Origin of the sequence: Leucobacter sp. CX169, from assembly GCF_017161405.1 — a bacterium.
Classification (GTDB): Bacteria; Actinomycetota; Actinomycetes; order Actinomycetales; family Microbacteriaceae; genus Cx-87.
Map to the genome: position 1 here is coordinate 957,288 of NZ_CP071051.1, position 26,556 is coordinate 983,843.

A 26,556-nucleotide genomic window follows, 5' to 3' on the forward strand; every position below is an offset into this window, starting at 1 on the left:
GCCGTGAGAAGGCGAAAGCGTTTCTGTAGCCCAGTCGAGATGACTCCAACCCTCACATCGCGCAAACCAGCGCCATTTTGCGTGGAGGACTGCGCATTCCGGCATTCAGGACTGCGTTCATACGTAGATTCAGTGTATGAAAAATTCATTCTGGCGAGCCATGCCCAGTGCCGGGCGGGGCCGCACTCGTAGCGGCTCAGCCAATTCCACATTCTCGCATCGACTCGGCATGCTGCTGGTGGCCACCCTCGCGGTGACCGGCGCCGGAATCGGCGGTGTCAGCGCCGCGAACGCGACCCCTGAGACAGACTCGACGCCGCCCGCAGTCGCCCCCGCCAGCGGTGACGCGCAGGAGCCCGGCGCACCCATGCGCGCGCTGGCAGCTGTTCCGGGCGTCGCCACGACGACCGAGGCGAGCCTCTGGCTAACTCCGGCCACCTACGGGCAAGGCCTGTCTCTCTCGGTCAGCGTTACGCCCGCCGGGGCGTCGTTCTTCATGGGTGCGCCCATCATGCTCGAGGTCGATGGCGTGCAGGTCGGGGAGAGCGTTCTCGTCTACATCGGCGAGGGGAAATTCTGGACCATCGTCCCGGCGACCACCCTCCTGTCCGCAGGGACACACCAAGTGGTCGCGAAGTTCCCGGGGTACTCAAGCGGCATCCCCGGGATGGCCGACGCACTGCCGTCTGAGAGTGCTCCGATCACTGTCACCGTTGCAGCGGCGACCACGACCACGGCCATCACCAGCTCGCCGGCGAGCACGACCGCGTTTACTCCCATTGACGTCGCGGCAAAAGTCACGAGCGCCCCGGCTGGCGTGAGCGGAAACGCCTCGCTGCTCGCAGACAACGTCCCTGTCGCTACTCAGGCGCTCGGCGCCGACGGAACGGTGCTGTTCGAGGACGCGATTGTGCCGTTCGGCACGACCGAGCTTTCGGTCGCGTACCTTGGCGATGCTCTCGGGAACTACAAGGTCTCGGTGTCACCCACCAAGACCTTCACGGTCACTGAGGCCTCGACCGAGACCACCCTCAACCTCTCCACTTCACGTGCGCGTGCAGGCGACGCCGTGACGTTCGTGGCGACGGTGCGCAACACCAGCGGCGCGAACCTCGTTGACCCGCGCAGTGGCATCGAGATCCTGGTCGACGGAGACGTGGTCTACACCGAGGTCTCTTCCGACGACGGCGACGCCTCGCCCGGCGACGGCGTGACGCAGTTCTCGGTCACGCTCTCTGACACCCTGCTCGGTGCGCACATCGCGACCGCGCGCTTCCTGCCTGCACCTGGCTTTGAGGCGTCGGAAAGCGACGAGGTCGACCTGCAGATCGACGGGATCGACACCGTGCTCACCCCGGCTGCGGCCGAACTGCGCGGCACGCCCAAGCACCCGGCAATCGCGACGGTTGACGTCACGAAGGTGCCGGCCCCCGACGTCAACGTGACGCGCTCCTCGGCGCATGCCCGCGACGCGGCGCTGCCGACCGACACCGGTGCGCCGGTTGACGGCTACGTGCAGGCCTTCCTTGGCGACGAGCCGGTCGGCGACCCGATCCTGGTGGAAGATGGAGCCGGAACCGGCCCGATCGCCGGCCTGCCGATCGGCACGCACGAGGTCGAGTTGCGGTTCACCGCCGGCACCTACGGTCTCTTCAGCAGCTCGGCGACCGTCTCGGTTACCGTGACCGCTGACGCCGCCGTCGCCCCCGCGGGAAACGGCGGCAAGACCGCCCTCTCGGCAACTGGTAGCGACCTCGTGCAGCCGTTCGCCCTCGTGGCGCTCGGCCTGATGGTGAGCGCAGGCCTGCTGCTGACCCTCGCGAAGCGCCGCCGCTCCGCCTAGGCGCGAGCGCACGTAGAATAACGAAACGCGCGTTGCATCCGGATCTGGATGCAACGCGCGCTTTCGTTTGCGCCGGTGGTCCGGGGCACCGCACATACGGCATAGGTGTCGGCGCGCAGGTCATGATGCTGAATAACGACCCGTTCAAGCACGAGGCCATCGGCTCGTTCACCCAGCTGCCCATGAAGCTCGCCTTGGACATCACGATTCACAAGAGTCAGGGTCAGACGCTCGATCGCATGGTTGTCGACCTCACCGGCGGTACCTTCGCCAACGGCCAGCTTTATGTCGCGCTCAGCCGGTGCACCAGCCTCGAAGGGCTCGTATTGAAGCGCGACGTCTTGCCGCGCGACCTCAAGACCGACATGCGTGTGCGCCGCTATCTCACGGGTGCGGGATCGAATGTGGAGAGCCTCGGACGAGTGTTCATTTCGATCCTGCAGGTGGGGCAGGAGGGGGACCGGTATCGCCCGCGGCCCATCGAAATCGCGGTCGTCACGGACGACGGTGATGAGGCCACCACCGTGGTCAACCCCACGAGCGACCTGTTCTCGGCGCAGAGCGACTTTGGCCTTACCGCGCGCGACGTCGCGCCGGCCCAGGTGCTGACGGAAGCCTGGGCCGCGCTCTCGCCGCTGCTCGCGGGCCGCGTGCCGACGGGGGTGGACATCGACACTGCGTTGAGCCTGATCGATTCTGAGCTGAAGCGGGGCGAGGTCGTCACGCGTATGACGCTGGGCGCCGAGCTGCCTGGCGGTCTCTTCTCAGCGCAGGATCACCGCGATCTCCGAGCACCCACTGCCCTCGAGCGGGCCCGGGCGATGCAGCGATCGCGAAGCGGCTGGCGGCTGAGCAGGCGGGAGCGATGGAGGCCGTTTCGGGCAGCCCGTTCCCGGTGCAGCTGACTGGCCAGGGCTACCTATTGCACCGCACGACCGGTACACAAGGGCGCAGCGGGCCCGACGCATTCACCGCTGGCGGAAACCTCTCGGCCGACGACGACGCGGCTCAGGTGCTGGCCGACTACCTCGTTATGGCGTGGCAGCGTGTGGTCGATCGAGACGCAGCCGTCGTCGATCGGCTGCGCGGCGTCGAGCGCCACTTCGGGGTGCAGGTGCTGCCTGCAGGCTTCGCGCTCGAAGAACCTGCCGCGGCCGACGCTCATTTGGTGCCGGGCGCGCGAGTGTGTTTCACCGGCGAGGTCGTGTCTCAGACGCACGGTTTCTTTGACTGCGATGACATGCGCAGACTCGCTGAGGATCGTGGCCTGACGATCTCGGAGAACATGACCAAGACGAAGACAGACGTCTTGGTGGTGGCGCAGCGGGGCACCCAGTCGGGGAAAGCGAAGAAAGCCGCACAGTGGGGCAAGCCGGTGCTCGTCGCGGAGGGGTTTCTTGATTGGGCGCTTGGGGTGGGGCCTAGGAAGCGATGAAATCCCGGTGTTTTGGAGGCGGCAACTCTTATTGAAAATCATGCCAGATACGCAAAATTGAGTGCTGGATGGACGGGATTCTTAGGCAGGGCCTCGGCGATTAGTGCTCGGGGGTCTGGACCGGTTCAACCTTGCAAGCCATGAAAGCAGGATTCTTCCGGGTGGGAGTACCTTGCGGGATCAGACCAATACTGTACAACGCATATGGCAGCCCGATCTGGGGACAATGTTAGATGAGGAGGTGGGTACCTGATTCGTCGTGGTTACTGGGATCTGCGGGGCAGAACGAGCCTCTGCGGAGCTATCTCCTACTAGCGCTACACCAGCTTCTCCGCGCTATGCGGCAGGAACCGAGCGGTGAGAGGAACCTCACCCTCTCCGTGGACGTGCTACCCCTGAGGTTCAAGGTCTGACCAGCACTCTGAGCTCGATCTTGCGATAGCGCTTAGCCGATGCGTAGCTTCCACCGTCCTCGCGGCTGTCCGCCTGGCTGGAACCTAATCGCACCGGAGACCTTCAGCCGATCCAAGAGCGCTTTCATCGACGGAGTATCCGCGACCTCAAACTTGTGCTCTGAAGGTTGAGCAAATCCGGCGAAGCCTCCGGACATCAGGCCCAGGATCTGCAGGGCTGTGGCAGCGCTAATAGAACTGCCCTGCTCGTGCAACTGCCAGACGACGTCCTCATGGTTGCGGACAGCGGGCGCAATGAGCATGAGCGCCTCACCCGACAGCAGGACACGCAATGCACGTGCAGCCGAGGCCGCCGATAGCAGAAAAGCTGAATCTTCGGTGGGAGCAAACTCAGTCAGTCGATGGAGAACTTCGCGCCTCGTTGCCTCCGGGATGCTTCTGTCGCGCACGACCTCCGTGGCATGACCCTGAATGAGCGGGGGAGCGAGAAACGTCGCTGCTTTCGTCGACATCTGCAATGCGGGCCCAATGGAGGACCAGCCTCCTCCCGAGAAGTGGGCGAAGCTCTCCTCGCTGTCGTCGACCAACCCGGCCCGCAACAGCTCGGCCAACAGCCCGTCTGGGCTCGCCTCGATCTCACTCAGATCCAGGCCGGGGCTCTTCGGTGCGTTCAATAACTGCGTTACCAGAAGGACGCGCCGAGAGGGTGTAAAAGTCTCATGCGCGTTGAGCAAACGAGGAATCAAAATCTCGAGATGCTCTTCCGTTGCGTCCTCCAGGCCGTCGATTTCGACGATGCCGTCGGAATCATCCGTGAGCAGCCCTCCCAGCGCATGATCCACGCCGATGTCGGTCACATAGGCCTGGACGTTCGCGAAGTTCGGGAGCATCCGGGAAGCTTCGACTACTGCCTTCCATGCGACCTGCTCGACGGCAGTGATATCCGGCAACGCTGCGCTTTCCGCGCTGGCGTCAAGGAACGACTTCAACTGCTCGGGTGACCAGTCTTCGTGCTGCGCGTTGACAACCGTGGAAAGGACCTCCGGGGCCGTGCCGCTCGAGGCGGTGTGCTCGTCGCTCTCTATCAGGGCGAGGTAGTTGTCGACATGCTCGACGCAATACTCCCAGACATCTGCTTGCGCGACGAGGCTGTCTGCCGAGAGGGGCGCATCGTGCGCCAGCGAGGCCGCAGCACGTAAGTTGTCGGCAGTCAGCTCGTAACTCTTCGCGCTCACTGCCAGCCCCTGGAGCGCCGGCGACAACTTACGAAGGCTGGGGATGCTCGGCAGCGCATCCGCGAGGAATGCGAAAAGAGTCTCGGCTGACGCGCCGGGTTGAGTCTCTCGGAACGCCGGGGTCTCCGCATGCAAACGCGCGATGAGCGCCCGCGCCGAATCATCGAGTTCGAAGGCCTCAAAATCCAGTGCGCTCAACAGTGCAGCGCTGAGCAACCGTACGTTCGCCTCGTCAGCATCGATCGTGCCCTCTGAGGAGACGAAGCTGAACAGCCCAGGCCACGGCTTTGCGGCGAGCAGTGAGGCCAGCTTCGCGCTGCGTCTCCCCGGAGAGTTGAAGTAGGTCTTGAGAAACTGCCTTCCGTCCTGGTTGGTCGGCCTCGCCAAGAAGCTGATGAGGTCCCGCGAATCGACTTCTCTCAGGTCCATGAGGTGGTCCACGACTTCGAGGTTGAGGGCGCTCCGCGTGCTGAGGAAATCGGCGGGTGCCTGCTTCAGGACGTTCCCGACCGCACCGTCAGTCGTGAACGCGAACTGTATGTCCATTTCATTGGGCCACACACTGTTGCGGAAGAAGTTAGCGACGTCGACGCCCAGGAACTTTCCGTAGAAGACGGTCGCGTACTCGGCGTAGAACCGATCTACATGGCCCCGTTTGACGAGGTCGCGGGCAAGCTGCGATGGCAGGGTGTCATCGACGATCACGTCGAAGGTATTGCCGTTGTATGTGTATCTGTCGTTCTCGACGAGGCTCTTGAAATTCGCGCCACGTAGCGCCGCGATCTCAGTGTCAATCGCGAGGACTCTCCTGCGGTCAGCCGCCGTTGACGATGAGTCAAGCCAGTCGCTCGAATCAGCAGCCTCTGGGAACAGAGCTTGAAGTTCCGCGGCTCCAAATGTCGGCGACGCCGTGTGTCCGGATCGATAGTAAAGGTTCATCGTGATCGAACCTGCGCGACCGACCGGCTGCCAGAAGCTCATGTCGCTGGTCTTCCCGATGTCAAGTGAAACATCGTGCACCGTCGCTGCTCTTAGAGTCGTGCCGGAGGACACAAGAAACACTGCGAGTCGGCGCCCTAGTTCGGCTGCCAAGTCTTGCTGTTTCCTTTGCCTGGTGACTCCACGAACGAGATCGGTTCGTTCCGTCCGCAGAAGTCGGATCGCGGAGTCCACCAGGTCACGACGCTTCTTCTCCAATGTGTCGAGGACACTGCCGCGGTGGGGGAGTGCCTCAAAGTCCGTGAGGTGAAAGTTCTTGTAGGCGACGAGCGCGAACAGCAGATCAGCTGTCAGCCCCGGAGCAACTTTGTCGTCATCAACCCACAGCAGTCTTTCGGCATAGACGACGAACTCATTCCGAACGTTGATCATCAGGCGCATGTCAGTCGTGTGGCGCGCCACGACATCGATCAAGTCATTAGTGATTCTTGGCCCCTTTGGGAACTTCAGGCTCTCGAACTCCTTAAGGAGGTGATCACGCGCATTGCTGTGCGAGAGGAACGGAACGACCGGGATGACGATCTCGAAGAACTTCGTCCTGTTCGCGCGCTCCACTGCCTTAGCGGCCGTGTCCTTCTCCTTCGCACTGGGCACAGCGACTCTCGCACACTTGTCGTTCGTAGCCGCCGCAGACTTGGCCGAGACAGAATCATTGTCCTCGTCGGTCCTCGGCTTCCCCGCCGCGTCCTTGTCTTGCTGCTTATCACCGAGCTTCTCGAACAGACTGTCCTTGATCGCATAGACGAACCTGAGCGGTTTGTTCGGGCGATCCTTCCAGTGGGCGGAAGTGTTGACCAGGGTGTTCAGCTCGCGCAAGGAATCGAAGATCTGCGGGTCATCGAAACGATCAAGGTCTTCGAAGACGACGATGTCGGGCTCGGTTGCTTCGAAGAAGGCGATCAGTTCGTCCAGGTACTTATCGAAAAACGAATCGCTCTTCCCCTCCAGTTCTATCGACGCGCCACCGGCCGAGACCTGAGCCACCACGCGACTGCCGATATACCAACGTACGGACCACAAGATCACGAATACGAGCAGGAAAAACACGGCCATGGGCCACACGAAACCGTCGGTACCCATGGAGTCCTTGTCGGGGCGTAGCCCGAACAACCAGAACAGGCCGACGATGACCATCGCCACGACGAGCGCATCACGACCAGCGCGCCACCAAGTCAGCTCGGGTATCCGTGCGAATCTCGAGGTGCTGAGCTCTCCAGGCTTTGCCCGGTAGACCAGTTGCTTGACCAGCTCCTTCTGGATTCGGTTCGTCAGGTCTTCGCCCTCATCAGGACCGAGGGTATTGATGCTGATACGCAGAACCTTTGTAGCGTGATTGTTGCTCTGCCGGATCCTCTGCCACCTGGAGGTGGGCCGCTCCGCGGGCTTCTCCTGATCCTTGATGAACTGGTCAAGGATGCTCGATTTGCCGGATCCGTAGCGGCCGGTAAGAGCGATGTTCTTGTTGCGCGGATCGGTCACGGCCGCGTTGAGCCGGGACACGTACGTGTTGTGATGATCCTCGTTGTACTCTGGGGCAAGCGTTCGCAGTTCGATGTTCGTCACTCTGACTCGACCTTCTACTCGGACATACCGGCGGGCGCTGTTAGGCAGAACGACTGAGGCGTGACCTGCCTGTATGGGCTTGTAGCACTCGGGTTGTACCGCTGTCTGTTGATCGTAGTGGCGACTACAGACACACGATGACCAAGGCTGTTGCTGAACAGATTGCCAGTGCCTCGAAAATCTCTGTGGTACCGGAGCTTTGAGCTATCGTCCCCACTGCTCTTCACGCAGGACCAGCGATGAAGGCGCTCATCGACCACGTTCTAAACGGGAAACCTGTAGATTTCCACACTTGGGCATGAGCCGGCCGGGGCGTGATGTACTAGCCCCTGTAGCTCATCGCGGTCCCTCATAATCGATCCGCAAGGCTCTGCACACCATGCTCATGGCGCACAAACGCGATCCTGGCACATGCTCAACTACCGGCAAGTCATGGTCTGCTTAGTCGTCGTTCGATAGGTACCAGCCATGCTCGCGATGCCTGGTCTCTTGCGGTTCCGGATGTTCGAGCGCATAGGCTTCGTTCGCACGGCGCGTCATCTCTTCGTTGTAGCGCTTCAGCTCATCGTAGAGATTCGACGCCTCGCCGACGTTCTCGCTGGACACGTAACGCTGTCGTAGTGCCTCGCGCTCGACTTTGAGTTCCGCGTGGGACAGCGAGTGGAGGCCACCGAAGCTGCGCGCAATGAAGTCGAAGATGCCCATACCTAGATGCTGTCACGCTGCGGGGTGGCGGGCAAGAAGGCCTACCGCTGGTATCTATTGGGCACTGCGACCAGCGGGCGAGGCGGTGGATTCTACGCTTACTCCCTGGTGAACATCGAGAGCTCGATGTCGTTCAGTAATTCTTCTGGCTCCACGGAATGCGAGGCATGAAACTAGTATCGGGTACAAGCGCCAGGTTCCGCGCGTGCAATCAGTGGAAGGATGCCGCAAGCTGTTGGTGACATGCCGGTCATTGGCCGTTCTTGGTGCGCAAACGCAGTGGAGTCTCGGTTGGGTCGTAAGTAACACCTGTGACCATCATCTGTCGGAGATGTAAAAGACGATCTTCAGGTTGTTTCCTCAGAACAGCGACGTATTCCTTGACACCTAGCTGACGGTGGATTGATGGTCCCCAGATCGCCCAGGTCTCGTCCGTGACGCGGTCTTGTTGCCGCATGTCACATTGATCTTCGCAAAGGCCCAAGTACGCGAGGACTGCCCGGCGGTGGTCTCGACTTCTTGGCTTCGTCGCTTCTAACCGATCTAAGACTGTCCAGTACCGTTCCACATAGAGGTTCTCGAGGTCGCGGTGTAGCTGCTTTCTTTGGAGCTTGACCTGAGCGAACACGATGTACACGCCAACCGTTGCGGCAATCGTGAATACCGCGATGACGATGTCTGCGATAGCACTCGCAGTTTCAGTCCACACGGCAGCGTCAGCCACGCTTGACTAATCGTTGTTGCGCTCGGTCGTATTCGTGGTCGGTGATCTCCCCAGACATGATCATCGCGACGGCTTGGTTGATCGTTTCCAAGGGCACGACGAACCACTCGGAAGGGTCGTAGTCTCGACCCTTGCGGTCAATCTGCGTGAGGTCGAGCCTGACCTCAGCAAACACTCGGTGCAACAGGTGTTCAAGCCAGGATGCCCTGACGTTGTAAAGCCGATAGTCGGCCAACACCTTGACAGGGGCCATCAGATACGTCGGGGACTTCTCTGCGTTCTTGAGGCGCTGCTCGACGCTGGTCGTAGAGAACCCAATCTTGTGCAGATCCTTCAATTCTGAAATCACTGGATCGTCGCTCAGCGAGCTCAGCACGTAGATGTGGCCGCTTTCGATGTCCGCATCGAGGATCTCAGCAGCATCGTGACCTGTGCGGGCCAGCACCTGCCCCTGAGCTTCATATAGACGTGTCATGAGGCTCTGCTTGTACATCGCGGATTCTGTACCGTTCTCGAAGACAACGCGCAGGCGCTGCTTCTGCTTCGGCTTGCCGCCAACGACCAGATCCACATCTTCACCAACTTCTGCCACGAAGCACATCACACCATTGAGCACAAAGAACACACCCTCGCGGATGAGGTCCATGCCGGTGAACTGCATGAGCTGGAATGTGCCGTCGGCAAGCTCTGCGTGCTTCGCCTTGAACAAGGGCTCGAACATCTCAAAATCCTTGGCCTTCACCCGCTGGGCTACCGAGTCTGGCGACTCAGGGCGCTTGAGCACCGGAAGGTCAGACACGTCAAGGATGCCGCTGTGGTCGCCAAGCAGGTCGTCGAGGTCGTCGTCATCAAGGAGATCCTTGAGCGATGACGGTGCCTCGGGCACCTCAAGCATCCCGAACTCGTCGAGCGGCTTGAGTTCTTCGAGCTTTGCATCGTCGGCGAGGATGCCATCGAGCCGGGCTCCGAGCTTGCGCTCAGCGATGTCCCGCGTGGTTGCACTCGGCAAACGGCCATGTGAACGACGGAACTCTACGATCTCCAGGAAGGCACGCTGGAGCCGATCAGTCGCCGTTGCCTTCTTTGGCTTTTCTGGGACGTCCAGCAAGCCATCGAGGTCATTGTCGATGAGATCCTGTAGCGATGCTGGTGCGGCCTCGAACTCGTCCTCATGCTCTGTCATTCGCCAGTCACCATCTCTGTTGCTCGTTTCTCTGCCTCGAGCTTCTGCTTGGCCCGCTGCAGCCAGATCAGCGCGTCCGCGTAACGCTTCTCTGTCGGATCTTCGGTACGTGAGTCGGGTTTGCGACCATTTACCTTGATCCAATTCTTGATCCGCGGCACCAGCGAAAGCGCCTCTTCCTCGGTGAACTCGATCCGCGTCGCCGAGATGGCGTCCGTAATGATCCGCAGAACATTCGTTGTCACCGACTTCGACATGACCTCGAAAGCGCGCTGGAACGGGTTAACCGAATCGATGAGGTTGATATTGATTTCGTCGATGTTGACGAACTTCTCGCTCATCTTGATGAACCGCTGGTCGCCGACAGTGCGCACTTCACCGTTCTTGATCACCGAGTCCACGATTACCTGCTGTCGGATCTCTTCGATCTCGGTTTCGGTCAGGTCCGGGTACTTCTCGCGAATGATCTTCGGGATGAGTACCTTGTTCGTGGTCTCAGGATCGATGCTGCCGGCAGCGGCACGAGCGAAGGTGTCATCCTGCAGAATCGTGGCCTTCAAATCGTTCAGGTCGGTGTCCACGATCTGCTTCACGCGATCAGTCGAAGGTTCCTTGAAACCCTTGATGCGCAGCGTGCCCGGTTCCGGTGCATCGCCATCGCGCTTGGCCTTGAACGTGAAGTTCTGCGCCAGCACCTGCTCCATCAGTAGCGACGCAGTGATCGCCTTTAGCATGTTGTTGACCGAGACCTTGACCTCGGTCTGTGACGCATCCGGTTCGGCGATAAGGTTCGTGAACTGGGTATGCGTCTTGCCAGGGCTGTCGCGGGTCACGCGACCAATGATCTGGATAACCTCAGTCAGCGAGGAGCGGTAGCCCACAGTCAGAGCATGTTCGGCAAACGGCCAGTCAAAGCCCTCCTTCGCCATACCCAGCGCCAGGATGATGTCCACCGCGTCGGCTTGCTTCGATGCGACAGTCGAGAGGTAATGCAGCGTGTCAGCACGCGCCTTCTGGTTCGTGTCGTCAACGAGATCAGCCACGCGCAGGATCGCACCTGTATCGGCGCGACGGATCCGAATGATCCCGGTGTCCTCTTCGGTATCCACGACCTCACCGATCGCGTCGATGATGAACCCGACCTCTTCGATCTTGTCCTTTGTGGACTCATTGGCGTTCACGCTAGGGATGTGGAGGATCGTCTTCTTGTCCAGGTCCAACACCTCGCTGATCGCGTCGGTGTAACGCCCCTGGTAGAAGTGGTGGCCGATACCCAGAGATTTCAGGTGCTCGTAGCCGTTCAGCTGGTCGTAGTAATTAAATGTTACCGGTGTGAACTGTGCCTCGTCGTCGGCCGACAGCACCGGTACTGAGTCGCCGCGGAAGTACGATCCAGTCATGGCCACTATGTGCACATCCGAGCCAGCCATGACGTCGCGCAGCAGTGCACCGAGGCGGTTTGCCTCAGTATCTGCCGAGACATGGTGGAACTCATCGATTGCCAGCACTGTGCCGTTGAACGCTTCGGGGGCGAGCTTCTCAAAGGCATAGCGCAACGTCGCATGCGTGCACACCAGAATCGCGTCCGGTCCGTTGAGGAAATCCACGAAAGCTTTGACCTTGCCAGATGATGACCCAGGCGTGCACAGATTGTGCTCATCCTTGATGTCCCAGTCGGCGAAGAAGCCGTTCTTGGTTAGTGGCGTGGTGGCAAACGATGCGCCGATTGAACGCTCCGGCACCGCAACGATGACCTTCTTGCGGCCCTGGTTGTAGAGCTTGTCGAGCGCCACGAACATCAGCGCACGGGACTTACCCGAGGCCGGGGGAGCCTTCACCAGCAGGTGCTGCGCATCACGCTTCTCGAAGACGCGCTGCTGCATCTCGCGCATACCCAGGGCATCGGTATGCACTGACGCCCCGGTCTGGGAATACGTCACATCGACGATGTTCTCGGTCTTGCTCATTTTTTCTTACCCTTCAAAGCCTCAGCTGCAGTCATAGCCTCATACATACTGAACAGGTCCGACAAGCGCTGTTCGTCCGTTTCATAGCCGCTCTTCGAATAGATCGAGTCAACCAGCGCGTCGACGGCAGTGTGGGCCGCACGGAGGTCCGCCGGCATCTTGTCTGGGTCATACAGCTCAGCCAGCGTCTTTTCGCAGTGGTATTCGCGCACGTCCAGAACGCGCAGTGCCGCGACGGTGAGCTTCTCCTTCAAGACGTCAGGAAGCGCCGGTACAGGGAAGTTGTTATAAACGATCGTGCTCGAATACCGGTAGTCAGTCTTCATCTGCCCTCCAACTGCAGCGAGCCAGACCATGTGTGCCCGTGAAGTCAGGAGTGAGAAGATCCATGGTTCTGCATCGTAAACTGCGAATGCGAGATTGGAGACCACCGTGCTGGCATCGACATATCCCATCGGAACGTATTCTCGTCGCGCCGACGACACACTTGGCACAATGATCGAGTCTGTTGGTTTGTAGCTGCGCTGAACGAACCGATGCGGGTGAGCGGCGAATGCTGCGGTACTCGTTGCTGTACTAGCTGATCGCTCCTTCGACACTTTCTGAAATCGTGACTTAATCATCGGGATACGTTGAGCATCAGCCATTCGATTATCTGGGATCCACAGACAAAACCGTTGGCCATCATTTATCAAGTCGGACGAACCCATGTAGCGCTTAATGAACTCCTCTGCACGAGAATCAGCGGCAAGCATTTCTGAGCGTTCCGCTGACGAAAGGACCAGTCCACCTCCGTCGCGAGGCATAGAGCCAAAAACCATGTCAGGGAGAGAAGCACCGAGTGGGCTTTTACGTCTCTCCATCACAACAGCAGCGCCGTCTGCGAGATAACCATTAATGTTTCTGGCGACCATCCGTAGACCGTCAGTAAAAATGTACTTTTCGCCAGCCCCGATCGTGCGAAGACCTATCACCGATACTGTGACACCGGCGTTTCGCTTGGCGTTGTTCTCCCATTTGAACGACGTATACGCGAACTGAATCTCGAGGCCCATGGAGAAGATCATCGGAAACATCAGCCCGACATGTTCCCCTTGCGCAACTGAGTTTGTGGTCACAAAGGCCAACTCGGCGCGCGTATCTTGGATGTAATCGGAACCCTTTATGAACCACAACGCAATGTAGTCGAGGTTCTTTGAGAATGGTCGCCGTCCGAAAACGTAGCTGTAGTCGGCCTTTTGATCTTTCGTCTGGACTTTTGCCCCGACGTAGGGCGGGTTGCCGATCAAATAGATCTCCTCCTCGCCATCATTCGGGCAGACTTCGTTCCAATCGACTCTGGTAGCGTTGCCAGCCTTTACCTGACCAGTTTCTTTCAGCGGGATCAGCGGAATCGAGAGCTTGAACTTCTCCTTGAACTCGGTGTTCATCTGGTGCTTAGCAATCCAGATCGACAGAATCGCTACCTCGACTGCGAAGTCATCGATCTCGATGCCATAGAAGTTTTCGATATTGATCCGTGACTCGGCGTACAGCATTTGGTGTTTGCTGTCGAGTTCAAAGAGGCGCTCGAGGATGCCGTGCTCAAGGCGGCGAAGCTCCTTATACGCGATGATGAGGAAGTTTCCTGAGCCACAGGCCGGATCGAATACCTTGATCTCGCTGATCCGGTCAAGCAGCGCGCTGAGCTTCTTGACGCTGTCGAATCCAGCGTCAAACTGATCACGCAGCTCGTCCATGAACAGTGGCTCGATGGTTTTGAGTATGTTTGGCACCGAGGTGTAGTGCTGGCCAAGGTCCGAGCGCTTACCGGGTGTGACGATCGCCTGGAACATCGAGCCGAAAATGTCAGGGTTGATCTCACGCCACACCAGCGTGCCCAGCTCGATGAGCAGCTGCCGTGCCGACTTCGTGAACACAGGCACGAACTCGTCGTCAGCCACAGAGAAAAGACGGCCATTGACGTAGGGGAAGGCCGCCAAGTGGTGCGGTTTGTCCTCGGGGCGCTCTGTATCGAGGGCAAGGAACACACCCCGCAAGAAATCCGCGGCGTCGGACCCATCAGCTTGGGTGTGTGACCCCACAGCATTGGTGAACTGGCTCTCGTCGAAGATCTCAGTGTCCTCAGCGAAGAAGCAGAAGAGTAGCCGCGTGAAGAACACGTTCAGTGAGTGACGTCCGTTTGGCTGTTCAAGCACGCCAGGGTTCGCAGCCAACAGCTCGTCGAAGAGCTTGCCCATACGCTCTGCAGCCTTGACGTCAGCAATCTTCTCGGCAACGTATTGCGCCTTCTCCATGCCGGCCCAAGGCAAGAAGAACGTGAAGTGCTTGTCGATGTCACGAATGGGGAATCCGATGGTCTCGCCGACCTGCGTGTCGATCGCGACGACCTCGTCGTAGTCCATGACGATCACAAATCGCGGGCTGTACCTCACCACCGCTGCCGAGATTCGTAGCTCCTCGAGCTCGGCCAGTGGGTCGCCATCGGTTTCGCGGAAATAGACGACGTTCTTCTGAGCGACCTCACGCGACGGGTCGGCCGCAACATTGAGCGAGGCGCCGTTCTTCAGGCGGGTGACGTTGCCTTTAGGCTTTCCGTATGCAAGCAACAAATCGAAGATAAATTCGCGGTCGTACGATTCTCGACCTGCAAGTGGAGCGACGCGTTCCTCTATGGCCTTGAGATTAAGTTTTGCCATCGTGCTCTCGCCAATTCTTTACGGGCGCGCCGTTACCGGCTGCGCGACCTCGCGATCGGAACGATCGATCATCTTTCCGATCATCTCAGATCATATAGGCGGGAGCCTTCTGTGAAGCAGCGAGTGAGTGCTTCGATTGGTAGCGGGCATCGTCGCGGAGTTTCGCGAGTGGGGTTCGCGGTGCAACTGAAGTCATCATCCACGTGGGAGGTCGCCGCAGGCCTGGCGTACGATGATTTGTTCTTACCGTTCTGATGCTGCATATCTCGGCGGTTATGGTTGTCGCCGCGGCAACTTCCCAGAGTGAGAGATCTTTTTCGGGAGCCAAGGCACTGCGCTCGTTTTCTCGTATGACACGGGAGTTATCCGCGGGCAAGCAAGATTGATCACTTGGACGAATCGGTCATTCTACTTGCGCAGCAAGTCCCCAACCTCCCGCATCCCTGCCAACACCGCATCGCGCCCGTCAGCCCCCGAATCCCATTTCGCCAGCACCGCATAGGCGATCCGCCGCTCGCGCCCCATGACCAGCCCTAAGTCAGCACGCACATTTGAGATCGTGCCCGTCTTGTTCCACAGCCAGACGTCGCGGTCGAACGCGTAGTGGGCGAGCGGGTCGAGGTTGAACGCCGAGGCGACCATCGAGAGGTCCATGCCGGCGCCGAGCCAGCGCTGCAGCAGGTCGGACGACGCGGGGGAGAGATCTTGCTCAAGCGCCAGTCGCGAGACGAACCGTACCAGCTCGGTCGCGTTCGCGTGCGACAGCGTCGCCGGCTTGCCCGGCGGGATCGGCCAGCGCACCACGTCGTCGAGCGCCGACTCGGTGTAGCCGAGATCTCGCGTGTGCTGCTGCACCGCGGGCAGGCCCAGCACGCGGCACAGCGTGTTAGTCGCCGCGTTGTCGCTGAACGCCCCGATGAACGCCGCGATGTCGTACAGCGGCAGCGTGCTCGTCTGCAGCAGGTGCCAGATGCCCGACTCGTCCATGTGCTCGACCGGGCGCCGCGTCACCATCTCTTCGAGCGACCGCGTGCCCGCGTCGACCTCGGTGAGCAGCTTGTGCAGCAGGAAGATCTTGCCGACGCTGGCGGTGTCGAGCACCCGGTCGGGGGTCTTCGACAGCAGCACCTCGCCCGTGTCGATGTCGGTGACGAGCACCGACCACTGGGTGCCGTGCTCTTCGGTGAATGCGATGGTCATTGAGCTCCCTTGCTCTCGGTGGGTGGGGTTGGCGCCGCCGGCGCGTCCGCCCGATGAATTTCGCGCAGCACCTGCAGCAGCGACTGCGTCAGCAGGTGGGGCGCGGTGGGGGCGACGAGCGCCCAGACGCTGCGCGACAGGTGCACATCGGGCACGTTGAGCACCACGGCATCGGCCGGCACCGCGTTCAGCGCCGCCCGCGGCACGTACGCCCCGGCGATGCCCGAGCCCGCGAGCCGCAGCGACACCGCGAAGTCGTCGGCCCGCGCCACGATCTGCGGGCGCAGGCCGTGCGCGGCGAACAGGCTCTCGATGATCACGCTGTCGCTCGACCCCGTGTGGTGCAGCACCCACGGCCGGCCGGCGAGCGCCTCGACCGCGACCTGCGGCGAGTGGTGCAGCCCCCACGAGCGGGGCACGACGAACAGATAGGGATCCTCGCCGACCGCCACGCTCTGAAGCGTCTTGGGCCAGCTGAGCCCCGTGTTCTCGACGCGGTAGACGACCGACACGTCGATGTCCTCCCCGTCGACGAGCGCCTTCACGCTGAGCGACGGGTCGCGCACGCTCAGCCGCAGCCGCGAGCTGTGCCCGTCGGCCCCCGTGAGCTGGGCCAGGAATGGGCTGAGCGCGTGCACGAGGCTGGGGTAGACGCTCAGCCGCAGCTCCTCGAGGCTCTCGCCCGACGCGCTCTTTGCTGCGTTCACCGCCTCCTGGATCGCCTCGAGCTCGGCGAGCACCGTTGTCGAGCGCTGCGCCATGAGCTGCGCCGCGACCGTCGGCCGCACGCTTCTGGCCGTGCGCTCAAACAGGGCGACCCCGGCGCTCGCCTCGAGGGCAGCCATCTGCTGCGACACCGCCGACGGTGTGTACCCGAGCCGGTTCGCGGCCGCGACGAACGAGCCCTGCTCGATCACGACGACGAGCGTGCGCAGGTGCGAGGGGTTGAGCATGCGGCCTCCACGTCTCTGGGGTGGGCGAATGGGGTGGGCTGATTGGGGCGGCGAAATCGGCGAACATCACCCACCGTAGGGCGAAACCACCGAGCAACAGCGTTGCTTACGCTGATGGTGCCACACTCGGTGCCCCGGCGCTAGCGTTTCGCGCGGCCGCCGCCATACTCTGAAGGCGACACAGTGGTCCGCTCGCAAGCGTAGGCCACCGCCATCTACCGGTAAGGGAAGCTAATGCGAAGCGTGCTGTACGTCCACCCGAACATTCGCTCGCTCGACGCGAGCGAGTCGGTGCACGGCGCCATGCTCGTCACGGACGGCCGCATCGCGGCCCTCGGCACCCCCGCCGACCTCGCCGCCCGGGTCACCCCCGGCACCGAGACGATCGAGCTGCCGGGCGAGGTCGTGCTGCCCGGCTTCCACGACGCCCACATCCACACTGGCAATCTCGCCCGCGAGATCGGGGCGCCCGACCTCCGCGGCCTCGCGAGCCTCGACGACACCCTCGCCGCGCTGCGCGAGTACGCGATCGCGAACCCCGGCGACACCTGGGTGCTCGGCGGGCGCTGGGACCGCAACGCCTGGCAGGGCCGCCCCGAGCCGACCCGCCACCACCTCGACCAGATCTTCGGCGCCCGGCCCGTGGCGCTGCCGAGCGTCGACGGCCACTCGGTGTGGGCGAACACGGCCGGCCTGCGCGCCGCGGGCATCACCGCGGGCAGCGGGGATCCTGTGGGCGGTCGCATTGCCCGCGAGGCCGGCGGAACCGAGCCCGCGGGCCTGCTCTTTGAGAGCGCGATGGACGAGATTCGCGAGTTGTCGGAGGCCGCGATCGCGGCGGACCTGCACCTGTACCTGCGCGAGGCGCACCGGCGCCTGCTCGCCTCCGGCATCACCCACGTCACGAACTTCGAGGGGGAGGACGTGCGCGCCGCCTACGCCCGCTTGCGGCAGGACGACCAGCTCGGCCTGCGCGCCCACCTCGGCCTCTCAATGGACGCGCTCGACCTCGCGATCAGCGAGGGGCGGCGCACCGGCGACGGCGACGAGTGGATCACCACCGGCCCCGTCAAACTGTTCTCGGACGGCGCCCTCGGCTCGCACACCGCGCACCTGCACCACGCGTTCGAGGGTGACCCGGGCAATCAGGGCATCGAGGTGATCCCGTTTGCCCAGCTCTGCGAGCTCGTCGACCGGGCCGTCGCGCACGGCATCGCGGTTGCGACCCACGCCATCGGTGACCGCGCGAACACCCTCGTGCTCGACGCCTACGAGCGGGCGCACGCGCAGACGCGGGCCGCGGGCCTCACGAACCGCATCGAGCACGCGCAGCACCTGCGCTGGGCGGATGTGCCGCGCTTTGCCGAGCTCGGCGTCGTCGCCTCGATGCAGCCCATTCACTGCACGAGCGACTTCCCGCTGAGCGTCGAGCTGCTCGGCGACCGCGACATCGCGCACTACCCGTGGCGGTCGCTCATCGACGCGGGCGCGCTCGTCGCGTTCGGCTCGGACGCCCCCGTCGAGCCCGCGAACCCCCTGTTCGGTGTCCACGCCGCGGTCACCCGCATGCGGCGGGATGGCGTGCCGCCCGGCGGGCGCGAGCCCGAGCAGCGCGTCAGCCTGACCGAGGCGCTGCGCGGGTTCACCTCGGCCCCCGCGCGGGCGGCGGGCCTGGGCTCCGAGTTCGGACGGCTCGCGGTCGGCGCGCACGCCGACTTCGTCGCGCTCTCGCAGGATCCCTACGCCGTCGACCCCGGCGAAATCGCGGGGCTGTCGGTCGCCCTGACGGCGGTCGCCGGCGACGTCGTCCACATCGCCTGAAGCACCTCCAGTCGTTTTCACACGCAGTCATTCCACACCAACGCAGTCAAAGGAGACACACTATGGAAAAGCACACGAAGGTCCGCGCACTCGCCGGCATCTTGAGCCTCGGGTTCGCCGTCGCGGGCCTCACCGCCTGCGGCGGGCAGTCGCTCTCAGACACGGGTGACTCGGCCGCGGCCGACACGAAGGTCGAGTTCATGGTCGTCCCCGAGGAGGAGAAGGCGAAGAGCGTCATCGAGGGGATCGAGCCCTCCGAGACTGCCGCGGCCCTCTTGCCCGACAACTTCAAGTCCGACGGCCTGAACTGGGTGACGTCGGTCGGGTACCCGCCCATGGAGGAGTGGGGCACGAACGGCACCGACATCATCGGCGTTGACCCGGCAATGGCGCATGCCATCTCGCGCAAGCTGGGCGTGAACGCGACCCTCGTCGACCAGGAGTTCAACTCGATGATTCCGGGCCTCATCTCGAAGCGCTACGACGTGCTCGCGAGCTCGATGACCGACAACGCCGAGCGCCGTGAGACGACGACGTTCGTCAACTACGTGAGCGCGGGCAACGCGTTCCTGGTCGGCAAGGGCAACCCCGAGGGCATCGAGGTGCCCGACGACCTGTGCGGCAAGACGGTCGCGGTCGTTGACTCGGGTTCGTCGGCGCTGCTCGCCGACGAGTACTCGAAGGGTTGCACCGATGCCGGGGCCGCGGCCTACGACATCCTGCGCTTCGATGGCGACTCGGCCGCGAACCTCGCGGTGCAGAGCGGCCGCGCCGTCGCGACCATCACCGACTACCCGGTGGCGGCGGCTCGCGCGGCCGACCCGGTGAACGAGATGGACTTCGTCGGCATCGAGGGCGGCGAGAGCCTCTGGGGTCTCGGCATCGACAACGCGAACCCCGAGCTCGCGAAGGCCGTGCAGGCAGCACTCCAGGAGCTCATGGACGACGGTACCTACCTCGAGCTGCTGAAGGCGTGGAACGTCGAGGGCATGGCTATCAACGAGGCCACCATCAACGGCGGCGCGTAACCGCCCCCTGTCACCCCACCCGTCCACCGAATGAAAGGCGCACCATGAGCAGCCGATCACGCACGGTGCCGTTCGAGACCCCCACGGGTGAACGCATCGACATCGCCCCCGCCCTCCACTGGAAGCGGTGGCTGACCGGAGCCGTCGTGCTCGCCCTGGTGCTCTGGGCGATCTCGATCCTGGTGTTCAACCCGAACATTCGGTGGAACCGGGTGGGGGAGTACCTGTTCTCCCCGCGCATCCTCGAGGGCGTGATGGTCACCATCTGGGTGAGCATCGCGGCGACGATCCTGGGCCTCGTGCTCGGCGTCGTGCTCGCCATCATGAAGATCTCGAAGAACCCCGTGCTGCGGGTGACCGCGGAGGGCTACATCTGGTTCTTCCGCGGCACCCCGGTGCTCGTGCAGCTGATCTTCTGGTTCAACCTCGCGTTCCTCTTGCCGTACATCACGCTGCAGATCCCGTTCACTCAGATCGGCGTGCGCTGGGACACGAACTCGCTCATCTCGGGCTCGGTCGCGGCCCTGCTCGGCCTCGGGCTCAACCTCGCCGCGTACTTCGCGGAGACGGTGCGCGCCGGCATTCAGGCCGTCGACCAAGGGCAGCGCGAGGCGTCGCTCGCGAGCGGCATGACGAGCGGGCAGACCATGCGCCTCATCGTGCTGCCGCAGGCGATGCGCATCATCATCCCGCCCACCGGCAACGAGTTCATCTCGATGCTCAAGACGACCTCGCTGATCGTGGTCGTCGCGGGCAACGACCTGATGACCAACGCGAGCCGCATCTACAAGCAGAACAACCTCATCATCGAGCTGCTGATCGTCGCGAGCATTTGGTACATGTTCCTCACCGCGATCGCGACCTACCTGCAGTCGCTGCTCGAGAAGCGGTATGGGCAGGATCGCGTCCGCCTCATCCGCGGCGAGGGATTCAGTCAGCGGGTCATTCGCGTCGCCACCGGGGCGATCACCCTGCCTCGGGGGCCGAAGGGCCGGTCGGGCCCGCCTCCCGGCGCAGGCGCCGCGGCGAAGGAAGAAAAGGAGGTCGTGCGATGAGCGAACTATTGGTGGACGCCGCCGGGGTGCGGAAGTCGTTCGGCGCCGCGCAGGTGCTCAAGGGCGTGGACTTCCAGGTGCGCCGGGGCGAGGTGAGCTGCATTATTGGCCCCTCAGGATCCGGCAAGTCGACCTTCCTCCGCACCATCAACGCGCTCGAGTCGATTGACGCGGGCAGCCTGATCGTGCGCGGCGAGCAGGTCGGATACAGCCTGCGCGGCGGCAAGTACCACCCGTGGAACGACAAGGAGATGGCGCGCTTCCGCTCGCACATCGGCATGGTGTTCCAGCGCTTCAACCTCTACGGGCACCTGAGCGCGCAAGAGAACGTGGCGGCGAGCCTGATCCACGTGAAGAAGCTGCCGCAGTCGGTCGCCAACGCCCGGGCGCTCGAGCAGCTCGACCGGGTGGGCCTCGCGGACCACGCGCAGAAGTTGCCGCACCAGCTCTCGGGCGGGCAGCAGCAGCGGGTCGCGATCGCACGGGCGCTCGCGATGGACCCCGAGCTCATCTTGTTCGACGAGCCGACGAGCGCGCTCGACCCCGAGCTGGTCGACGAGGTGCTCGAGACCATGCGCGGCCTCGCCCGCGACGGCATGACGATGATTGTCGTCACGCACGAGATCGCCTTCGCGAAGGAGGCGGCCGACACGCTGAGCTTCTTCGACGAGGGGCGCGTCATCGAGTCGGGGGCGCCGAGCGCGATCCTGGAAGACGCGAGCTCGGTGCGCACGCGGGGCTTCCTGGACCGGGTGCGATGAGCGCGGGGCTTGCGGTGGTGCATCCCGTCATCGGCATCTTGGGCGGCATGGGCCCCGCGGCCACCGCGGACTTCTACTCCAAGATCGTGCGCGCGACACCCGCGCTGCGCGATCAGGACCACCCGCAGGCGCTGATCTGGTCGGACCCGAGCATTCCCGACCGCACCTCGGCGCTCGCCGGCGCCGGCCCGCACCCGGGCCCGCAGCTCGCGGACGGCGCGCGGCGGCTCGAGCGCGGGGGAGCGGGGCTCATCGCCGTGCCCTGCAACACGGCCCACGCGTTTCTCGCCGAGATTCAGGCCGCGGTCGATATTCCGGTGCTGAACATGATCGAGGAGACGCGGGACCGCGTGATCGAGGACGGGCTCGTGCCCGCCCGGAAGATTGCGCTGCTCGCCACCCTCGGCACGGTGCGGGCGAGGCTATACCAGCACGCGTTTGCGCGCAGCGGGGTCGAGGTCGTGGTGCCCGATGCCTCGTTGCAGGGGAGGGTCGCCGAGGCGATCGCGTGCGTGAAGAGCGATGCGGGCGACGCCCGTGCGGGCGAGCTGCTCGCGTCGGTCGTGGCGGCGTTCGCCGCCGACGGGATCGATGCCGTCATCGCCGGGTGCACCGAGCTGCCGATCGCGCTCGCCCAGGTGTCGGCGCTGCCGCTGCGGGTCGTCGACCCGACGCAGGTGCTGGCCGAGGCAGTGGTGCGGGAAGCGTTTGCTGAGGCGGGCGGTTCTCTGGCTGCCAGCGCGGCCGCCGCCGACTCGAATGCTGCTGGTTCGAGCGTTGCAGAGACGAACACCCGGGAAGGGGTGACCGCATGACCGCGAACTCCAGGCCACGCTTGGCCGATCTCGGCATCGGGCCGGGCCCGTTTCCGCGTGGCGAGCTCAACGCAATCACCGACGTCGCCGGGGTCGAGATCGGCCACGCGACCATCGCCGCGCACGAGATCAACAGTGGCGTGACCGCGATCGTGCCGCGCCAGCTCTCGGCCGAGCGGCGGACGCTGCCCGCCGGGCTCGCGGTCGGCAACGGCTACGGCAAGCTGATCGGCGCGACGCAGATTCAGGAGCTGGGATCGATCGAGACCCCGATCCTGCTCACCAGCACGCTGTCCGCGTTCCGCGCCGCCGACGCCCTCGTGACCGAGGTGCTCGCGCAGCCGTGGCACGCGAAGACCACGACGCTGAACCCGGTCGTCGGCGAGACGAACGACGGCTTCCTGTCGCACATCCGCGACCGGCCGGTCACAGGGGAGCACCTGCGGGCTGCGCTCGCCGCAGCCGCGAGTGGGCCGGTGGCCGAGGGCGCCGTGGGCGCCGGGGCCGGCACGACCGCGCTCGGGTTCAAGGGCGGCATCGGCACGGCGTCGCGCGTGGTCGCCGTCGGGTCACGCTCGGTCACCGTCGGCGTGCTGGTGCAGAGCAACTTCACGGGTCTGCTGCGCATCGCGGGCGTGCCCATGCCGTCCGCCGAGCTCGTGCCAGGGCCGACGGCGGAGACGGTCGGGAATTCGTGCATGATCGTCGTTGCGCTCGACGCCCCGTTCGACGGGCGGCAGCTTTCGCGCATCGCGCGCCGCGCGGTCATCGGCATGCGCGGGGTCGGCGCAGACTTCTCGAACGGCAGCGGCGACTACGCGATCGCGTTCACGACTGGCGCGGGGGAGTCCCTCGCCGACGACCACTGCTCGGGGCTCTTCCACGCGACGATGCTCGCGGTCGAGGAGGCGCTGATTAACTCGATCCTGCGGGCCGAGACGCGGACGGGGCCCGAGGGGCGCGTGGCGCACGGAATCCCGGTGGATGCGGTGCGGGAGCGGCTGGAGCGGGCTGGGGTGACTGGGTTGGAGTGAAGAACTGACCAGTAGTCGATAGGGTCTCGGAATTCGGTCACGGTTGTGCGCGGAAGCGCTTCGTGCACGGTGATCTACCGGGCGCTGCTGCGGGCTCTTGCGGCGTGCATCGCCACCCTTCCGCGCTCAGGATGCGAGGGTATGCTGGCGGAACTGTGTCTCACTCGTCGACGATCTCCCCAGCGCGGCTGCGCCTGGGCGTGGCCAGGCCCTTGTCCGCTGCGCTTCTGCTGCTAGGGAGCGCGGTGCTTGCTCCGTTCTCCCTCCCTCAAGCCGCCTACGCCGAAGGTCCGAGCGTCTTTGCGGCGAGTGATCTGCAGATGCTTGCATCGGCCGACGCCGAGAACTCCGTAACCGATATCGACCTCTCGCTTGACGTTGAGGAGGCGCCGACGGTACCGGTCGCGCCCGCTGCGGAATACACCCTCGAGCAGTTCATGTTTACCGGGTCGGTGAACTGGGGCGGTTATCGCTTCACCTATTACAGTCAGCAGGTGCTTCCTGGTGGTGGACTTGCGATCTCCGGTCGACACGTGAACGCGGGCGGCTACGTGAGTGACGGCGACGGGTTCATTGTTCTCGCGGGTTCAGCACCCAAGGGTACGGTCTTCGAGACCCCGTTCGGGTACCCCGGAAAGATCTACGATCGCGGCACCGTCGGCAATCACCTCGACGTCTACATCAGGTAGCAACTCAGCGGCAGCTCGCGGCTCTGCCGTCGGCGAAAGCGTCTGCGGAGCCCCGTCGTGGACATGACGGATTTCGACCCCGACTCATGTGATCCGGAACCTGCTGCGAGCTGCAGTGCGCAAAATAGTCACGGTGACTTTCTGGCCTGGACGGCAGACATTCATGGGGCGGGATTCAAGATACCGCTGATGTTCTTCCTTCATTGGCTGATTTCGCTCCGGCTGACCTGGAGCTGGCCCATATGAATGAACGAAGTGTTGTGCGTTCGGCGACGGCGACTGCTCGGGGCTCTTCCACGCGACGATGCTCGCGGTTGAGGAGGCGCTGATCAACTCGATCCTGCGGGCCGAGACGCGAATTGGGCCCGAGGGGCGCGTGGCGCACGGGATCCCGGTGGACGTGGTGCGGGAGCGGCTGGAGCGAGCTGGGGCGACGAGGTTGATGTGATGTGCGCGGTGATGACACTCCGGCTGGAGAGAATGATCCGGGCTACCGTCGTATCCCCAACGCAGCCAGTGGATTCCGCTTCGGCTCACTTGCATCGGCTGGCTCGACACCAGGCTCGAATCCCTTTTCCCGCATGAAGCTCAGCGCACGTTCGATCGAGCCGAGCTTCTCAACGAGTTCTTTCAATGCAGGTGCTGACTCGTCGGAGAACTCATCAAGCCGCTCATGCTTACGTCGCAAGCTAGTCTCGATCTCCACAAAGTTTGCCCATACGGCCCGGTCCTGCGCTGGGTCGACCCCATTGCGCAGAATTACCAAGGCCAGCTGTCGCGAAACAACCTCCTCCAACGTTCCCGAGGAAGTGTCAGCGCTGGCAAGACCGTATGCGATGCTACCGCCGCCAGCGGTTACAAGCGTTCCCGCGGTGAGCAAGCCACCGATCATTCCGCCCGGTCCAAAGCTAGCCAAGGCGCTAGTGACCACGGCTGCTCCAGCAAGTCCCGGTGCGGCAGCGAGTGCGAGTCCACCTGTCGCAACCACAAGAGCTACCGCTCCAGCGCCCACAATTCCCCATCGGACCCAATCCACGCCGCGCTTGCCACTGGCCACTTCCTGGGCCAGCTTTGCTGCGGCGAATACCTCGGCGCCATATAGACTCCCGAGCCCCATTTCGGCTGTGAGATCTTGAAGTGCCTCCTCTCGCTTATCCCTTGGAACTGAAATCTCAAAAGGACGAATGATGTTTTCTGATGCGATCAGAGTGAGCACGAGAGATGCTTCGTCTTTTGACATGTGGCTGCTCGGGAGCGGTTCGGGTGCAAAAGCATCCGGGTCGGAGAGATCGAAAGCGAGGCGTGCAATCTCAAATGGAAGCCCTCGATTCTCATCTAGGTTCCGTTGCCTGACCCCGCCAACTGCGGCGGCCTGAACGTGGCGAAGCGCGCCGGCGTATCGATCTCGGAGGTCACCTTCGAGCCTAAGCTGGATTAGGTGGGCATATCGCAGGGCCCAAAGGACGATTCGCTCGGCGTAGTCCACTGGAATGTCAAGGCTCTTCTCTGCGCGCGCAATTTCTTTCGACCTCGAACCGAAGAGTGCGAAACCGATCGCTGAAGCAACGGACTCATCGGCAAGGTATTCGACTGCATCGTGCACACGCGGGGACAATTTCGACTGGGTACAGAAATCAATTACCCACGGAAAGACAGAAGAAACGCCTCGGTGGGCAGCGACCGGATCGTGTGAGTTCCAGAAGTTCACCCACCAGGCCAGATTCGTAGGTGGCTCCTTCAGGATGTCGCGCAGGTTTCCTGGGTTGAAGTTGCCATTCGCAAGCGGGCTTCCGATCGTCACCATCCCCGAGACCTTCAATCCAGACGGTAGGCGACGCACGAGATCCGCGGCGATCACCGATCCGAGGCTGTGGGCCACGATTACGACTTGCCCCGACTCGGGAAGCGTGGAGAGGATCCGGCTAAGTACTTGAGCACGAATCTGCGGCTTCTGCATGTAGTTTCGCGCCTGCGCAAATTGTGGAAGTTTGACGGCGAGATCGATGGTGGTGTCTCCGCCGATCCGGGCGCTGCCATGATTGTGACGCCCCAGCCTGAACTCAATTGCGCCGATTCGCCGTTCGAAATCTCGACGGTTCTGACGAGCCTGCGCTCGAGGGGGCTGCTTGACAGTGATTTCAGGAAGGGCCGTTTTATCGTCCGAGCCCAGGAGAGCGTGCGCATACTTGGGAACGATCACCCGCGTTTCTGTGAGCTCTGGGTATCCAAGGCTAACTAAGGCGGTGGAAAGCGAATCTCTCCAGTCGTCATTAACATCGCCGGCTCCTACACCGTGCAGGAGCAACAGGGATGGTTCGTTCGTCAATGAAACTCCATGAGGTCTGCCGAGTGTCTGAGTAACTCGGTCGGAAGTGCAAAGTATTTTGGTGACTCGCCCTATTGTTGCGGTTTTAGGAGCCCTTGTGCAGTCTCG

20 protein-coding genes are annotated in these 26,556 nt (G+C 62.8%); 11 read left to right on the forward strand and 9 right to left on the reverse strand.

Features of this window, described 5'->3' with window-relative positions; all coding sequences use genetic code 11:
* Positions 1-136: 136 nt before the first annotated feature.
* The 3 genes from JW030_RS04265 (at position 137) to JW030_RS04275 (ending at position 3,278) form a co-directional block, all read left to right on the forward strand.
* Positions 137-1,843 carry an Ig-like domain repeat protein gene (locus tag JW030_RS04265; RefSeq protein WP_188044556.1) on the forward strand — a complete coding sequence of 569 codons (1,707 nt, stop codon included), beginning with the start codon at positions 137-139 and terminating at the stop codon, positions 1,841-1,843.
* Positions 1,844-1,965: 122 nt separating this feature from the next.
* A complete protein-coding gene (locus tag JW030_RS13620) occupies positions 1,966-2,748 on the forward strand; it encodes a helicase C-terminal domain-containing protein (RefSeq protein WP_188044555.1) in 783 nt (260 codons plus the stop codon).
* Positions 2,709-3,278, forward strand: coding sequence for a BRCT domain-containing protein (locus JW030_RS04275; RefSeq protein WP_188044554.1), 570 nt, complete (start codon positions 2,709-2,711; stop codon positions 3,276-3,278). Before JW030_RS13620 ends, JW030_RS04275 begins: the two co-directional genes overlap by 40 nt.
* A 445-nt stretch (positions 3,279-3,723) precedes the next feature.
* On the opposite strand, the gene JW030_RS04280 is transcribed toward JW030_RS04275, so the two are convergent.
* The 8 genes from JW030_RS04280 to JW030_RS04315 all read right to left on the reverse strand — a co-directional run bounded on the left by JW030_RS04280 (position 3,724) and on the right by JW030_RS04315 (position 16,919).
* Positions 3,724-7,488, reverse strand: coding sequence for a hypothetical protein (locus JW030_RS04280; protein ID WP_188044553.1), 3,765 nt, complete (start codon positions 7,486-7,488; stop codon positions 3,724-3,726).
* Between the two features lie 441 nt (positions 7,489-7,929).
* Positions 7,930-8,193: a hypothetical protein gene (locus JW030_RS04285; RefSeq protein ID WP_188044552.1), complete on the reverse strand. Its 264-nt coding sequence runs from the start codon at positions 8,191-8,193 to the stop codon at positions 7,930-7,932.
* A gap of 250 nt (positions 8,194-8,443) precedes the next feature.
* Positions 8,444-8,917: a hypothetical protein gene (locus JW030_RS04290; protein WP_188044551.1), complete on the reverse strand. Its 474-nt coding sequence runs from the start codon at positions 8,915-8,917 to the stop codon at positions 8,444-8,446.
* Positions 8,910-10,100 carry a GIY-YIG nuclease family protein gene (locus JW030_RS04295; RefSeq protein ID WP_188044550.1) on the reverse strand — a complete coding sequence of 397 codons (1,191 nt, stop codon included), beginning with the start codon at positions 10,098-10,100 and terminating at the stop codon, positions 8,910-8,912. Before JW030_RS04295 ends, JW030_RS04290 begins: the two co-directional genes overlap by 8 nt.
* Positions 10,097-12,067: a DEAD/DEAH box helicase gene (locus JW030_RS04300; RefSeq protein WP_188044549.1), complete on the reverse strand. Its 1,971-nt coding sequence runs from the start codon at positions 12,065-12,067 to the stop codon at positions 10,097-10,099. Before JW030_RS04300 ends, JW030_RS04295 begins: the two co-directional genes overlap by 4 nt.
* On the reverse strand, positions 12,064-14,766 hold the full coding sequence (locus JW030_RS04305) for a DNA methyltransferase (protein WP_188044548.1): 2,703 nt from the start codon (positions 14,764-14,766) through the stop codon (positions 12,064-12,066). The genes JW030_RS04300 and JW030_RS04305 overlap by 4 nt, the downstream gene beginning before the upstream one ends.
* A 408-nt stretch (positions 14,767-15,174) precedes the next feature.
* Positions 15,175-15,966: a serine hydrolase gene (locus JW030_RS04310; RefSeq protein ID WP_188044547.1), complete on the reverse strand. Its 792-nt coding sequence runs from the start codon at positions 15,964-15,966 to the stop codon at positions 15,175-15,177.
* Positions 15,963-16,919 (reverse strand): LysR family transcriptional regulator, encoded by a 957-nt coding sequence (locus JW030_RS04315; protein ID WP_188044546.1) that lies wholly within the window; start codon positions 16,917-16,919, stop codon positions 15,963-15,965. Before JW030_RS04315 ends, JW030_RS04310 begins: the two co-directional genes overlap by 4 nt.
* A 234-nt stretch (positions 16,920-17,153) precedes the next feature.
* On the opposite strand from JW030_RS04315, the gene JW030_RS04320 reads away from it, so the two are divergent.
* The 8 genes from JW030_RS04320 to JW030_RS04355 all read left to right on the forward strand — a co-directional run bounded on the left by JW030_RS04320 (position 17,154) and on the right by JW030_RS04355 (position 24,570).
* Positions 17,154-18,740 (forward strand): amidohydrolase, encoded by a 1,587-nt coding sequence (locus tag JW030_RS04320; protein ID WP_188044545.1) that lies wholly within the window; start codon positions 17,154-17,156, stop codon positions 18,738-18,740.
* Positions 18,741-18,802: 62 nt separating this feature from the next.
* Positions 18,803-19,768: an ABC transporter substrate-binding protein gene (locus JW030_RS04325; RefSeq protein WP_188044544.1), complete on the forward strand. Its 966-nt coding sequence runs from the start codon at positions 18,803-18,805 to the stop codon at positions 19,766-19,768.
* A 44-nt stretch (positions 19,769-19,812) separates the two neighbouring features.
* Positions 19,813-20,823 (forward strand): amino acid ABC transporter permease, encoded by a 1,011-nt coding sequence (locus tag JW030_RS04330; RefSeq protein WP_188044543.1) that lies wholly within the window; start codon positions 19,813-19,815, stop codon positions 20,821-20,823.
* Entirely contained in the window at positions 20,820-21,584 is a 765-nt protein-coding gene (locus JW030_RS04335; protein WP_188044542.1) for an amino acid ABC transporter ATP-binding protein, read from the forward strand. Before JW030_RS04330 ends, JW030_RS04335 begins: the two co-directional genes overlap by 4 nt.
* Positions 21,581-22,399 carry an aspartate/glutamate racemase family protein gene (locus JW030_RS04340; protein ID WP_188044541.1) on the forward strand — a complete coding sequence of 273 codons (819 nt, stop codon included), beginning with the start codon at positions 21,581-21,583 and terminating at the stop codon, positions 22,397-22,399. The genes JW030_RS04335 and JW030_RS04340 overlap by 4 nt, the downstream gene beginning before the upstream one ends.
* Entirely contained in the window at positions 22,396-23,433 is a 1,038-nt protein-coding gene (locus JW030_RS04345; protein WP_188044540.1) for a P1 family peptidase, read from the forward strand. Before JW030_RS04340 ends, JW030_RS04345 begins: the two co-directional genes overlap by 4 nt.
* 245 nt (positions 23,434-23,678) lie before the next feature.
* Entirely contained in the window at positions 23,679-24,122 is a 444-nt protein-coding gene (locus JW030_RS04350) for a hypothetical protein (RefSeq protein WP_188044539.1), read from the forward strand.
* 304 nt (positions 24,123-24,426) lie between these two features.
* On the forward strand, positions 24,427-24,570 hold the full coding sequence (locus JW030_RS04355) for a hypothetical protein (RefSeq protein ID WP_188044538.1): 144 nt from the start codon (positions 24,427-24,429) through the stop codon (positions 24,568-24,570).
* A 42-nt stretch (positions 24,571-24,612) separates the two neighbouring features.
* Here JW030_RS04355 and JW030_RS04360 read toward each other — a convergent pair whose 3' ends face one another.
* Positions 24,613-26,448: a hypothetical protein gene (locus tag JW030_RS04360; RefSeq protein ID WP_188044537.1), complete on the reverse strand. Its 1,836-nt coding sequence runs from the start codon at positions 26,446-26,448 to the stop codon at positions 24,613-24,615.
* Positions 26,449-26,556 lie beyond the last annotated feature (108 nt).

Excerpts from the sequence above, each read along its gene's own strand:
- JW030_RS04305 (WP_188044548.1), bottom strand. The coding sequence starts at position 14,766 with ATGGCAAAACTTAATCTCAAGGCCATAGAGGAACGCGTCGCTCCACTT.
- JW030_RS04345 (WP_188044540.1), top strand. The coding sequence starts at position 22,396 with ATGACCGCGAACTCCAGGCCACGCTTGGCCGATCTCGGCATCGGGCCG.
- JW030_RS04320 (WP_188044545.1), top strand. The coding sequence starts at position 17,154 with ATGCGAAGCGTGCTGTACGTCCACCCGAACATTCGCTCGCTCGACGCG.
- JW030_RS04300 (WP_188044549.1), bottom strand. The coding sequence starts at position 12,067 with ATGAGCAAGACCGAGAACATCGTCGATGTGACGTATTCCCAGACCGGG.
- JW030_RS04310 (WP_188044547.1), bottom strand. The coding sequence starts at position 15,966 with ATGACCATCGCATTCACCGAAGAGCACGGCACCCAGTGGTCGGTGCTC.
- JW030_RS04325 (WP_188044544.1), top strand. The coding sequence starts at position 18,803 with ATGGAAAAGCACACGAAGGTCCGCGCACTCGCCGGCATCTTGAGCCTC.
- JW030_RS04265 (WP_188044556.1), top strand. The coding sequence starts at position 137 with ATGAAAAATTCATTCTGGCGAGCCATGCCCAGTGCCGGGCGGGGCCGC.
- JW030_RS04340 (WP_188044541.1), top strand. The coding sequence starts at position 21,581 with ATGAGCGCGGGGCTTGCGGTGGTGCATCCCGTCATCGGCATCTTGGGC.
- JW030_RS04355 (WP_188044538.1), top strand. The coding sequence starts at position 24,427 with ATGCTCGCGGTTGAGGAGGCGCTGATCAACTCGATCCTGCGGGCCGAG.
- JW030_RS04315 (WP_188044546.1), bottom strand. The coding sequence starts at position 16,919 with ATGCTCAACCCCTCGCACCTGCGCACGCTCGTCGTCGTGATCGAGCAG.
- JW030_RS13620 (WP_188044555.1), top strand. The coding sequence starts at position 1,966 with ATGATGCTGAATAACGACCCGTTCAAGCACGAGGCCATCGGCTCGTTC.
- JW030_RS04335 (WP_188044542.1), top strand. The coding sequence starts at position 20,820 with ATGAGCGAACTATTGGTGGACGCCGCCGGGGTGCGGAAGTCGTTCGGC.
- JW030_RS04295 (WP_188044550.1), bottom strand. The coding sequence starts at position 10,100 with ATGACAGAGCATGAGGACGAGTTCGAGGCCGCACCAGCATCGCTACAG.
- JW030_RS04330 (WP_188044543.1), top strand. The coding sequence starts at position 19,813 with ATGAGCAGCCGATCACGCACGGTGCCGTTCGAGACCCCCACGGGTGAA.
- JW030_RS04285 (WP_188044552.1), bottom strand. The coding sequence starts at position 8,193 with ATGGGCATCTTCGACTTCATTGCGCGCAGCTTCGGTGGCCTCCACTCG.
- JW030_RS04275 (WP_188044554.1), top strand. The coding sequence starts at position 2,709 with ATGGAGGCCGTTTCGGGCAGCCCGTTCCCGGTGCAGCTGACTGGCCAG.